The organism is Extensimonas soli (assembly GCF_029211265.1).
Classification (GTDB): domain Bacteria; phylum Pseudomonadota; class Gammaproteobacteria; order Burkholderiales; family Burkholderiaceae_C; genus Extensimonas; species Extensimonas soli.
This window is the reverse complement of the sequence record NZ_JARGEL010000025.1, coordinates 22,953-35,612: the sequence shown is the minus strand read 5'-3', so window position 1 is coordinate 35,612 and position 12,660 is coordinate 22,953. Positions and strand designations below refer to the sequence as shown.

Here is a 12,660-nt window from a genome sequence, read left to right as displayed (position 1 = left end):
GGAAGAAGGCGGCCGCCACACGCCGTTCTTCAACAACTACCGTCCGCAGTTCTACTTCCGCACCACCGACGTGACCGGCGCGATCGAGCTGCCGGCCGACAAGGAAATGGTGATGCCTGGCGACAACGTGTCGATCACCGTCAAGCTGATCAACCCCATCGCCATGGAAGAAGGCCTGCGCTTTGCCATCCGTGAAGGCGGGCGCACCGTCGGCGCCGGCGTCGTGGCAAAGATTCTTGCCTGAACGGCTTGAGAGAGGTTCAGTAGGGGTATAGCTCAATTGGCAGAGCGTCGGTCTCCAAAACCGAAGGTTGTAGGTTCGATTCCTACTGCCCCTGCCACTTGAAGGTGGCCTTCACAAGCCCGCCAAGCCTTGGCGGGCTTCAGCGTCTTCAAGGTGCTGGAAACGAGATTGCGGAATACATCAGATATGGCCACAACACAGGTCGAAACCGTACAAACGGGCGCGGATAAAGCCAAAATTGCAGTGGTAGCTGTTTTGGTGCTCGCTTCCGTGGCTGGCTTTTATTTGCTCGCCAAGCAGGGCGCGGTGGTGCAATGGGCGGCCCTGCTGCTGGGGCTTGCGCTTGCCGTGGGCGTTTTCCTGCTTTCGGAGTCCGGGCGGCGTTTCGTCGGCTTTGCCCGCGACGCCTGGCGCGAGGTCAAAAAAGTCGTCTGGCCCAGCCGCAAGGAGGCGATGCAGATGACGGCCTACGTATTTGCTTTCGTCGTGATCATGGCCTTGTTTTTGTGGGTGACGGACAAAACGCTGGAGTGGGTTTTGTACGATCTGGTGTTGGGCTGGAGAAAATCATGACGAATGCTACGGAAGCGGTTGAGGCCGCGAACAACCTGTCTCCTGCCACTCCGGGTATGCAATGGTATATCGTCCATGCCTATTCTGGCATGGAAAAGGCGGTCGAACGCAATATTCGTGAACGTATCGCGCGCTCCGGCATGCAGGATAAATTCGGCCGTATCCTTGTGCCCACCGAAGAGGTGGTCGAGATAAAAAACGGTCAGCGCAAGACGGCCGAGCGGCGTTTGTTCCCGGGTTACGTGTTCGTTGAAATGGTCATGGACGACGATACCTGGCACCTCGTGAAACACACGAGCAAGGTCACGGGCTTTGTCGGCGGAGCCAAAAACCGCCCAGCGCCGATTTCGGAAGAAGAGGTGCAAAAAATTCTCCTGCAGATGCAGGAGGGGGCTGACAAGCCGCGCCACAAAATCGAATTCATCGTGGGCGAAGTGGTGCGCATCAAGGATGGGCCGTTCACCGATTTCAATGGTGCGGTGGAAGAAGTCAATTACGAGAAAAGCCGTTTGCGCGTTTCCGTCATGATTTTCGGGCGCTCCACCCCGGTGGAACTCGAATTCGCGCAGGTGGAAAAAACCTGAAAGGTCTTTGCGCCGGCTGGCGCAAGACCCAGAAAAGAATGTCGCGCTTCCCGACTCGGCGCACAAAACATAGATCAAAGAGTCGTTTATCACGGGGAGCCTGCAAAAAATGCAGGCGTTCGCACCCGTAAGGAGTAAAGCATGGCGAAGAAAATCGTCGGCTTCATCAAGCTGCAAGTGCCAGCTGGTAAAGCCAATCCCTCACCACCCATTGGCCCGGCGCTCGGTCAGCGCGGTCTCAACATCATGGAGTTCTGCAAGGCATTCAATGCCCAGACCCAGGGTGTAGAGCCGGGGCTGCCGCTGCCGGTGGTGATCACCGCCTTTGCGGACAAGAGCTTCACTTTCATCATCAAGACGCCGCCCGCGACGACCCTGATCAAAAAGGCGATCAAGCTCGAAAAGGGTTCTGCCAATGCGCTGAAGACCAAGGTCGGCAAGATCACGCGCGCGCAGCTCGAAGAAATCGCGCAAACCAAGATGAAAGACATGAATGCCGCCAGCGTGGATGCGGCGGTGCGCACTTTGGCGGGTTCGGCGCGCTCCATGGGCGTTTCGGTGGAGGGTTTGTAAATGGCCAAGTTGACGAAAAAGCAGAAAGCCTTGCAGGGCAAGGTGGAAAGCACCAAGCTGTATCCGCTGGGTGAGGCGCTGGCGCTCGTGAAGGAAGCCGCAACGGCCAAGTTCGACGAATCGATCGATGTGGCCGTGCAGCTCGGCGTCGATGCGAAGAAGTCCGACCAGGTGGTGCGCGGCGCCGTGGTGCTGCCCAATGGCACCGGCAAGACCACCCGCGTGGCAGTGTTTGCCCAAGGCGCCAAGGCGGAAGAGGCCAAGGCGGCGGGGGCCGATATCGTCGGCATGGACGACCTGGCCGCCATGATCAAGGCTGGCGACATGCCGTTTGACGTGGTGATCGCCGCGCCGGATGCCATGCGCGTCGTCGGTACGCTGGGCCAGATTCTCGGCCCGCGCGGCCTGATGCCCAACCCCAAAGTGGGTACGGTAACGCCCGATGTGGCCACGGCGGTCAAGAATGCCAAGGCCGGTCAGGTGCAGTTCCGCGTGGACAAGGCCGGTATCGTGCACGGCACGATTGGCCGCCGCTCGTTCGAAAACGAAAAACTGCAAGGCAACCTCGCCGCGCTTATCGATGCGCTGAACAAAGCCAAGCCCGCGTCGAGCAAGGGGCAGTACCTGCGCAAGGTGGCCTTGTCTTCGACCATGGGGATCGGGGTGCGTGTGGATACCCAATCCATCGCCGCCTGAGTCAAAAGATATTGCGAAGCAGAATTTGCGCTAAGCAAGAAGAAATCTTCAGGCCTCTTCTCGGGGCCTGATGTGGTGGGTCGCAGATGCGTGCATTTGCGGGCCATCCAAGACCGTTGGTGTGCAGACCGGTGCACTTAAACCCCATGGGCCAACGCAGATGGCGATCCCGCTGCAGATGGAATTTGTTCCTCCACAGTTGGTCGCTGCAACAAGAGCGTGTTCCAGGGTGCAAACCCCAAAACACATTTTTTAAGGAGTAAACCTTGAGTCTGAATCGCAGTGAGAAAGAAGCGGTCATACAGGATGTGACCAAGCTCGCCGCTAAAGCTCAAACGCTCGTGATTGCGGAATACCGTGGCATTACGGTGGCCGACATGACACGACTGCGCGTGGATGCACGCAGCAAAGGCGTGAACCTGAGTGTTCTCAAGAACACCCTGGCACGCCGCGCGGTGGCAGGCAGCGCATTCGAAGTGGTGTCGGACCAGTTGACGGGTCCGCTGATCTATGGCTTCTCGGAAGACGCCGTGGCTGCCGCGAAAGTGGTGGCCGATTTTGCGAAGACCAATGACAAATTGGTCATTCGCGGTGGTGCATTCGCCGGGAAAGCCCTCGACGTTGAAGGCGTGAAGCAGCTGGCCAACATTCCGCCGAAGGAAGTGTTGCTGGCGCAGCTGTGTGGCTTGCTGAAGTCCCCCATCTCGCGTACCGCAGTGGTGCTCGGCGCGCTGGCCACGAAAAAAGGCGAAGCTGTGGCCGCATAAGGGCGCAGCAAACTTGTCAAACCTGATCCATGCAAGTGCAGCTGTTTGGGCCACTTCCGGCGAAAGCGCCCTGGGCCTGCAGCGTGAATTTGGCATGGGTCCTTAACCAAATATCAGGAAATCAAAATGGCATTCGATAAAGACGCATTTCTGACCGCGCTTGACAGCATGACGGTCATGGAACTCAATGACCTGGTCAAGGCCATCGAGGAAAAGTTCGGTGTGAGCGCTGCCGCCATGGCTGCCCCCGCTGCGGGCGGCGCTGGTGGCGCAGCAGCTGCCGCGGTCGAAGAGAAGACCGAGTTCAACGTGGTGCTGCAAGAAGCTGGCGCCAACAAGGTGTCGGTCATCAAGGCCGTGCGTGAAATCACCGGTCTGGGCCTCAAGGAAGCCAAGGACTTGGTCGATGGCGCTCCCAAGAACGTCAAGGAAGGCATTGCCAAGGCCGACGCCGAAGCTGCCGTCAAGAAGCTCGTGGAAGCTGGCGCCAAGGCCGAACTCAAGTAATTTTGGCCGTCCGCAAGGGCTGGAGCGCTCGCCAAGGGCCTCCAGCCTTTGGCGCTTTCAGAGCGCACCCGAAAACCCCCGCTGCTCTGGCGGTTTTCGAGTGTCTTCTGTATACCCCCGACAGCAGAAGACGCCTTGGTACGGGCGATGTGCAAGGCATCGCCGTCCGCCATGGTTGGTAGCGGCCAACCGCCAAGCCTGCAAAGTCAGACTTTGCGGGGCAGTCGTCGAAGACCCCATTCCATGTCTTTGCCCGGAGATCTCATGGCCTATTCGTTCACCGAACGCAAGCGCATCCGCAAAAGTTTCGGCAGCCGCGAAAGCGTGCTGAAAGTTCCCTATCTGCTGCAAATGCAAAAGGACGCCTATACGGCTTTCCTGCAGGCAGATATGCCGCCCCAGAAAAGGGCCACCGAAGGCCTGCAGGCCGCATTCCAATCCGCGTTCCCTATCGTCTCGCACAACGGTTTCGTGGAGATGAAGTTCATCGAATACAACCTGGCCAAGCCAGCGTTCGATGTGCGTGAATGTCAGACCCGCGGCCTCACCTTTGCTTCGGCTGTGCGCGCCAAGGTGCAGCTGATCATTTACGACCGTGAATCTTCCACAGCCCAGTCGAAGGTGGTCAAGGAGGTCAAGGAGCAGGAGGTCTATATGGGCGAAGTGCCGCTCATGACCGACAAGGGCTCGTTCATCATCAACGGCACCGAGCGCGTGATCGTCTCGCAGCTGCACCGCTCGCCCGGCGTGTTCTTCGAGCATGACAAGGGCAAGACGCACAGTTCGGGCAAATTGCTGTTCTCGGCGCGCATCATTCCTTACCGTGGTTCGTGGCTGGACTTTGAATTCGATCCCAAGGATATTTTGTATTTCCGCGTGGACCGCCGGCGCAAGATGCCGGTCACGATTTTGCTCAAGGCGATCGGCCTGAATGCCGAGCAGATCCTCGCGCACTTTTTTGTCAACGACAACTTCCGCCTGATGGACAGTGGTGCGCAGTTGGAATTCATTGCCGACCGCCTCAAGGGCGAGGTGGCGCGCTTTGACATCACCGACAAGTCCGGCAAGGTCATCGTGCCCAAGGACAAGCGCATCACGGCGCGCCATGTGCGTGAGCTCGAGCAGTCGGGCACGACGCATATCAGCGTTCCCGAAGACTATCTGATCGGCCGCGTGCTGGCGCGCAACATCGTCGATCCCGACACCGGCGAAATCCTCGCCAAGGGCAACGAAGAGCTGACCGAGGCCTTGCTGAAAAAACTGCGCAGTGCGGGCGTGCAGGAGTTGCAGTGCCTCTACACCAACGAGCTCGACCAGGGCCCCTACATCTCGCAGACGCTGCGCATCGACGAGACCGCTGACGAGTTTGCCGCGCGCGTGGCGATCTACCGCATGATGCGCCCCGGCGAGCCGCCCACCGAAGACGCCGTGCAGGCCTTGTTCCAGCGCCTGTTCTACAACCCCGACACGTATGACCTCTCGCGCGTGGGACGCATGAAGTTCAATGCGCGTGTGGGGCGGGCAGAGTCCACCGGCGCCATGGTGCTGTCGAATGAAGACATCCTGGCCGTGGTCAAGATCCTGGTCGAGCTGCGCAACGGCCGCGGCGAGGTTGATGACATCGACCACCTGGGCAACCGCCGCGTGCGCTGCGTGGGCGAGCTGGCCGAAAACCAGTACCGCATGGGCCTGGCGCGCATCGAAAAGGCCGTCAAGGAACGTCTGGGACAGGCCGAGCAAGAGCCACTGATGCCGCACGACCTGATCAACTCCAAGCCGATTTCTGCGGCCTTGAAGGAGTTCTTCGGCGCCTCGCAGCTGTCGCAGTTCATGGACCAGACCAATCCGCTGGCGGAGATCACGCACAAGCGCCGCGTCTCGGCCCTGGGCCCTGGCGGTCTGACGCGCGAGCGTGCCGGCTTTGAGGTGCGCGACGTGCACGTTACGCACTATGGCCGCGTGTGCCCGATCGAAACGCCCGAAGGCCCGAACATCGGCCTGATCAACTCGCTGGCGCTGTATGCGCGCCTGAACGAATACGGTTTCATCGAAACGCCGTACCGTCGCGTGGTCGATGGCAAGGTCACGAGCGAGATCGACTACCTGTCCGCCATCGAGGAGGGCAAGTACGTGATCGCCCAGGCCAACGCCGCGCTCGACAAGGAAGGGCGCCTGGTGGGCGAGCTGGTTTCCGCGCGCGAAAAGGGCGAATCCATCCTGACCGCGCCCGAGACCGTGCAATACATGGACGTGTCGCCTGCGCAGATCGTTTCGGTGGCAGCGTCGCTCGTGCCCTTCCTGGAGCACGACGATGCGAACCGCGCACTGATGGGCGCCAACATGTCGCGCCAGGCCGTGCCCGTGCTGCGCCCCGAAAAGCCCCTGGTGGGCACCGGCATCGAGCGCGTGGCCGCGGTCGATTCGGGCACCGTGGTGACGGCCAAGCGCGGCGGCGTGGTGGACTACGTGGACGCCACGCGCATCGTGATCCGCGTCAACGACGCTGAAGCGGTGGCGGGTGAAGTGGGGGTGGACATCTACAACCTCATCAAATATCAGCGCAGCAACCAGAACACCAACATCAGCCAGCGCCCCATCGTCAAGCGTGGCGACCGCCTCGAAAAAGGCGACGTGCTCGCTGACGGCGCCTCGACCGACCTGGGCGAGATCGCGATCGGGCAGAACATGCTGATCGCCTTCATGCCCTGGAACGGCTACAACTTCGAGGACTCGATCTTGATTTCCGAAAAAGTGGTGGCCGACGACCGCTACACCAGCATCCACATCGAGGAACTGGTGGTCATGGCGCGCGACACCAAGCTGGGCGCCGAGGAAATCACGCGCGACATCCCGAACCTGAGCGAGCAGCAGCTCAACCGCCTCGACGACTCGGGCATCATCTACGTGGGCGCCGAAGTGCAGCCCGGCGACGTGCTCGTGGGCAAGGTCACGCCCAAGGGCGAAACCACGCTCACACCCGAAGAAAAGCTGCTGCGCGCCATCTTCGGCGAAAAGGCCTCCGACGTGAAAGACACCTCGCTGCGCGTCGACCAGGGCTCGCAGGGCGTGGTGATCGACGTGCAGGTGTTCACGCGCGAGGGCATCCCGCGTGACAAGCGTGCGCAGCAGATCATTGACGACGAACTCAAGCGCTTCCGCCTCGACTTGAACGACCAGCTGCGCATCGTCGAGGCCGACGCCTTCGACCGTATCGAGAAGCTCCTGCTCGGCCGCGTCGCCAACGGCGGCCCGCAAAAGCTGCCCAAGGGCACGAAGATCGACAAAGCCTATCTGGACGCGATCGACAAGTTCCACTGGTTCGACATCCGCCCCGCCGAGGACGAGGTCGCAGCGCAGCTCGAGAGCATCAAGAACGCGCTCGAGCAGACGCGCCACAACTTCGACCTCGCGTTCGAAGAAAAGCGCAAAAAGCTCACGCAGGGAGATGAATTGCCCGCAGGCGTGCTCAAAATGGTCAAGGTCTATCTGGCCGTCAAGCGCCGTCTGCAGCCTGGCGACAAGATGGCCGGCCGCCACGGCAACAAGGGTGTGGTGTCCAAGATCGTGCCGATCGAGGACATGCCCTACATGGCCGACGGCACGCCCGTGGACATCGTGCTGAACCCGCTGGGTGTGCCTTCGCGCATGAACATCGGGCAGGTGCTCGAAGTGCATCTGGGCTGGGCCGGCAAAGGCATTGGCCAGCGCATCGGCGACATGCTGCAGCGCGAGGCCAAGGCGGCAGAACTGCGCAAGTTCCTCGAAGGGGTTTACAACGCGCGCGGTCGCAGCGAGGATTTTTCCAAGCTTGGTGACGAGGCCTTGTTTGCCATGGCGTCCAACCTGGTCGATGGCGTGCCCTTTGCTTCGCCCGTGTTCGACGGCGCCTCGGAAGACGAAATCCGCGCCATGCTGCAGCTCGCCTACCCCGACGACATCGTCGCGCGCAAGGGCCTGACCCCCGCGCGTACGCAGGCCTACCTGCACGACGGCCGCACCGGCGATCGCTTCGAGCGTCCGACCACCATTGGCTACATGCACTACCTCAAACTGCACCACTTGGTCGACGACAAGATGCACGCGCGTTCCACGGGGCCGTACAGCCTGGTCACGCAGCAGCCGCTGGGCGGCAAGGCGCAGTTTGGCGGCCAGCGCTTTGGCGAAATGGAAGTGTGGGCGCTCGAGGCCTACGGTGCCGCCTACGTGCTGCAGGAAATGCTCACCGTCAAGTCCGACGACGTGCAGGGCCGCACCAAGGTCTATGAAAACATCGTCAAGGGCGAGCACTCGATCGAGGCCGGGATGCCCGAATCGTTCAACGTGCTGGTCAAGGAAATCCGTTCGCTGGGCCTGGACATCGAGCTGGAGAGGGATTGACGGCCAGCGGCCCTGCGCGCGAGCGCGCACGGGGCCGCACCGTTGCATCTGCCTGTACCCCTATTCCAGCCCCGTCCTCATCATTTAAGGAAGTTCGACATGAAATCCTTGCTCGACCTGTTCAAACAATTCACGCCGGATGAGCACTTTGACGCCATTCGCATCGGCCTGGCCTCGCCCGAAAAGATCCGTTCGTGGTCTTTTGGCGAGGTGAAAAAGCCCGAAACCATCAACTACCGCACCTTCAAGCCCGAGCGCGACGGCCTGTTCTGCGCCAAGATCTTCGGCCCCATCAAGGACTACGAGTGCCTGTGCGGCAAGTACAAGCGCCTCAAGCACCGCGGCGTGATCTGCGAAAAATGCGGCGTCGAAGTCACGCAGACCAAGGTGCGCCGCGAGCGCATGGGGCACATCGACCTGGCCGCGCCCTGCGCCCACATCTGGTTCCTCAAGTCGCTGCCGTCGCGTCTGGGCCTGGTGCTCGACATGACGTTGCGCGACATCGAGCGCGTGCTGTATTTCGAAGCCTACGTCGTCACCGATCCGGGCATGACGCCGCTCAAGAAGTTCAGCATCATGAGCGAGGACGACTACGACGCCAAGCTCAAGGAATATGGCGACGAGTTCGTCGCCAAGATGGGCGCCGAGGGTATCAAAGAGCTGCTCGAGTCCATAGACATCGAGTCTGAAATCGAAAGGCTGCGCGGCGACCTGACCGGCTCCGAAGCCAAGGTCAAAAAGAACGCCAAGCGCCTCAAGGTGCTCGAAGCGTTCAAAAAATCGGGTATCAAGCCCGGCTGGATGGTGCTCGAGGTGCTGCCCGTGCTGCCGCCCGACCTGCGCCCGCTGGTGCCGCTCGACGGCGGCCGTTTTGCCACGTCGGACCTGAACGACCTGTACCGCCGCGTCATCAACCGCAACAGCCGCCTGCGCCGCCTGCTCGAGCTCAAGGCGCCGGAAATCATTGCGCGCAACGAAAAGCGCATGCTGCAAGAAGCCGTGGACAGCCTGCTCGACAACGGTCGCCGCGGCAAGGCCATGACGGGTGCGAACAAGCGCGCGCTCAAGTCGCTGGCCGACATGATCAAGGGCAAGGGCGGGCGCTTCCGCCAGAACCTGCTGGGCAAGCGCGTCGATTATTCGGGCCGCTCGGTGATCACCGTGGGCCCCACGCTCAAGCTGCACCAGTGCGGCCTGCCCAAGCTCATGGCGCTGGAGCTGTTCAAGCCCTTCATCTTCTCGCGCCTCGAAGCCATGGGCATCGCGACGACCATCAAGGCCGCGAAGAAAGAGGTCGAATCCGGCACGCCCGTGGTCTGGGACATCCTCGAAGAGGTGATCAAGGAGCACCCGGTCATGCTCAACCGTGCGCCCACGCTGCACCGTCTGGGCATCCAGGCCTTCGAGCCCATCCTGATCGAAGGCAAGGCGATCCAGCTGCACCCGCTGGTCTGCGCGGCCTTCAACGCCGACTTCGACGGTGACCAGATGGCCGTGCACGTGCCGCTGTCGGTCGAGGCGCAGATGGAAGCCCGCACGCTGATGCTGGCCTCCAACAACGTGCTGTTCCCGGCTTCGGGCGAGCCCTCCATCGTGCCTTCGCAGGACGTGGTGCTGGGCCTTTACTACGCCACCCGCGACCACATCAACGCCAAGGGTGAGGGCATGGTTTTTGCCGACGTGGGCGAAGTGCAGCGCGCCTTCGACGCGGGCGAAGTCGAGCTCGCCTCGCGCGTGAACGTGCGCATCACCGAGTGGCGCAAGAACAAGGAAACCGGCGACTTCGAACCCGAAGTCAAGCTCGTGGCCACCACCGTGGGGCGCGCGCTGCTGTCCGAAATCCTGCCCAAGGGCCTGCCTTTCGAGCACCTCAACAAGGCGCTCAAGAAAAAGGAAATCTCCAAGCTCATCAACGTCTCCTTCCGCAAGTGCGGACTGAAGGAAACCGTGGTGTTTGCCGACAAGCTGCTGCAAAACGGTTTCCGCCTGGCGACGCAGGCTGGCATGTCGATCTGCATCGACGACATGCTGGTGCCGCCGCAGAAGGCCGAGATCATCGAGCGCGCTGAAGCCGAGGTGAAGGAAATCGCCCAGCAGTACGCCTCGGGCCTGGTCACGGCGGGCGAGCGCTACAACAAGGTCGTGGACATCTGGGGCAAGGCCGGGGACGAGGTCTCCAAGGTCATGATGCAGCAGCTGGCCAAGCAAAAGGTACTGGACCGCCACGGCAAGGAAGTCGATCAGGAGTCGTTCAACTCCATCTACATGATGGCCGACTCGGGCGCGCGCGGCTCCGCGGCGCAGATCCGCCAGCTCGCCGGCATGCGTGGGCTGATGGCCAAGCCCGACGGCTCGATCATCGAGACGCCGATCACGGCCAACTTCCGCGAAGGCCTGAACGTGCTGCAGTACTTCATCTCCACGCACGGCGCGCGCAAGGGCCTGGCCGACACGGCGCTCAAGACGGCCAACTCCGGCTACCTCACGCGCCGCCTGGTTGACGTCACGCAAGACCTGGTGGTGACCGAAGACGACTGCGGCACGGCCAACGGCTCGCTCATGCGCGCCATCGTCGAAGGTGGTGAGGTCATTGAATCGCTGCGCGAGCGCATTCTGGGCCGCACTGCGGCCGAAGACGTGCTGCACCCCGAAACGCAGGCCGTGCTCGTGCCGGCCGGCCAGGTGCTGGACGAAACCCTGATCGAAGAGATCGAAGCCGCGGGCGTGGATGAAGTCAAGGTGCGCACGGCGCTGACCTGCGAGACACGCTACGGCCTGTGCGCGCGCTGCTACGGCCGCGACCTGGGCCGCGGCGGCCTGATCAACCTCGGCGAAGCCGTGGGCGTGATCGCCGCGCAATCGATCGGTGAGCCCGGCACGCAGCTGACCATGCGCACCTTCCACATCGGCGGTGCCGCCTCGCGCGCCGCGGTGGCCTCGAGCGTCGAAGCCAAGTCCAACGGCATCATCGGCTTCAACGCCACCATGCGCTACGTGAGCAACACCAAGGGCGAGCTCGTGGTGATCGCACGCTCGGGCGAAATCATCATCCAGGACGAACACGGCCGCGAGCGCGAGCGCCACAAGGTGCCCTATGGCGCGGTGCTGACCGTCAAGCCCGACCAGGCCGTGAAGGCCGGCACCGTGCTCGCCAACTGGGACCCGCTCACGCGCCCCATCATCACGGAATTCGCCGGCCGCGTGAAATTCGAGAACGTCGAGGAAGGCCTCACGGTGGCCAAGCAGGTGGACGAGGTCACGGGCCTCTCGACCCTGGTGGTGATCGATCCCAAGCGCCGCGGCGCGGCCAAGGTCGTGCGCCCGCTGGTCAAGCTGCTGGACGCGGCGGGCAACGAGGTCAAGATTCCGGGCACCGACCACACGGTGACCATCGGCTTCCAGGTGGGCGCGCTGATCCAGGTGCGCGACGGCCAGGACGTGGGCCCCGGCGAAGTGCTGGCGCGCATCCCGGTCGAAGGCCAGAAGACGCGCGACATCACCGGCGGCCTGCCGCGCGTGGCCGAACTGTTCGAAGCGCGCACGCCCAAGGACAAGGGCACGCTGGCCGAGCTCACCGGCACCGTGTCCTTCGGCAAGGAGACCAAGGGCAAGATCCGCCTGCAGATCACCGACCCCGACGGCAAGGTGTGGGAGGAGCTCATCCCCAAAGAGAAGAACATCCTGGTGCACGAAGGCCAGGTGGTGAACCGGGGCGAGCTCATCGTCGATGGCCCGGCCGATCCGCAGGACATCCTGCGCCTGCTCGGCATCGAAGAGCTCTCGCGCTACATCGTCGATGAGGTGCAGGACGTTTATCGCCTGCAGGGCGTGAAGATCAACGACAAGCACATCGAAGTGATCGTGCGCCAGATGCTGCGCCGCGTCGTGGTGGACAACCCCGGCGAGTCCAGCTACATCGCGGGCGAGCAGGTCGAGCGCTCCGAAATCCTCAACACCAACGAGGCGCTGCAGGCTGAGGGCAAGATTCCGGCCACCTTCACCAACGTGCTGCTGGGCATCACCAAAGCCTCGCTCTCTACGGATTCCTTCATTTCCGCGGCATCGTTCCAGGAGACCACGCGCGTGCTCACCGAGGCGGCCATCATGGGCAAGCGCGACGAGCTGCGCGGCCTGAAGGAAAACGTCATCGTGGGCCGCCTGATCCCTGCCGGTACGGGCTTTGCCTACCACCACGCGCGCAAGGCCAAGGACGCCATGGACGAGGCCGAGCGGCGCGCCATCGCCGAGGCCGAGGCCGCCGAGCTGGAGGCCGCAGCGCACGCTGTGCCCGAGGCTGAAAGCACCAGCGGCAGCGACGCCTCCGCAGACTGAGCACGGA

General features: G+C 62.2%; 9 protein-coding genes and 1 tRNA gene. All 10 read left to right on the top strand.

What is annotated here, in order from left to right; genetic code table 11:
- Positions 1–244, top strand: a 244-nt coding sequence (locus PYV55_RS12350; RefSeq protein ID WP_472924677.1) for an EF-Tu C-terminal domain-related protein, incomplete at its 5' end; no start/stop codon positions are given.
- A 21-nt stretch (positions 245–265) separates the two neighbouring features.
- Positions 266–341, top strand: a tRNA-Trp gene (locus PYV55_RS12345).
- An 89-nt stretch (positions 342–430) separates the two neighbouring features.
- Complete coding sequence (gene secE, locus PYV55_RS12340; protein ID WP_275851648.1) at positions 431–817, top strand: preprotein translocase subunit SecE; 387 nt, start codon at positions 431–433, stop codon at positions 815–817.
- On the top strand, positions 814–1,401 hold the full coding sequence (nusG, locus tag PYV55_RS12335) for a transcription termination/antitermination protein NusG (RefSeq protein WP_275851641.1): 588 nt from the start codon (positions 814–816) through the stop codon (positions 1,399–1,401). The genes secE and nusG overlap by 4 nt, the downstream gene beginning before the upstream one ends.
- Positions 1,402–1,542: 141 nt before the next feature.
- Positions 1,543–1,974: a 50S ribosomal protein L11 gene (rplK, locus tag PYV55_RS12330; RefSeq protein ID WP_275851639.1), complete on the top strand. Its 432-nt coding sequence runs from the start codon at positions 1,543–1,545 to the stop codon at positions 1,972–1,974.
- On the top strand, positions 1,975–2,670 hold the full coding sequence (rplA, locus tag PYV55_RS12325) for a 50S ribosomal protein L1 (RefSeq protein ID WP_275851637.1): 696 nt from the start codon (positions 1,975–1,977) through the stop codon (positions 2,668–2,670). It abuts the gene before it with no gap.
- 266 nt (positions 2,671–2,936) lie between these two features.
- Positions 2,937–3,437 (top strand): 50S ribosomal protein L10, encoded by a 501-nt coding sequence (rplJ, locus tag PYV55_RS12320; RefSeq protein ID WP_275851635.1) that lies wholly within the window; start codon positions 2,937–2,939, stop codon positions 3,435–3,437.
- Between the two features lie 126 nt (positions 3,438–3,563).
- Positions 3,564–3,944 (top strand): 50S ribosomal protein L7/L12, encoded by a 381-nt coding sequence (gene rplL / locus PYV55_RS12315; protein WP_275851632.1) that lies wholly within the window; start codon positions 3,564–3,566, stop codon positions 3,942–3,944.
- A 264-nt stretch (positions 3,945–4,208) separates the two neighbouring features.
- On the top strand, positions 4,209–8,321 hold the full coding sequence (rpoB, locus tag PYV55_RS12310) for a DNA-directed RNA polymerase subunit beta (RefSeq protein ID WP_275851646.1): 4,113 nt from the start codon (positions 4,209–4,211) through the stop codon (positions 8,319–8,321).
- 99 nt (positions 8,322–8,420) lie between these two features.
- On the top strand, positions 8,421–12,653 hold the full coding sequence (rpoC, locus tag PYV55_RS12305; RefSeq protein ID WP_275851630.1) for a DNA-directed RNA polymerase subunit beta': 4,233 nt from the start codon (positions 8,421–8,423) through the stop codon (positions 12,651–12,653).
- Positions 12,654–12,660 lie beyond the last annotated feature (7 nt).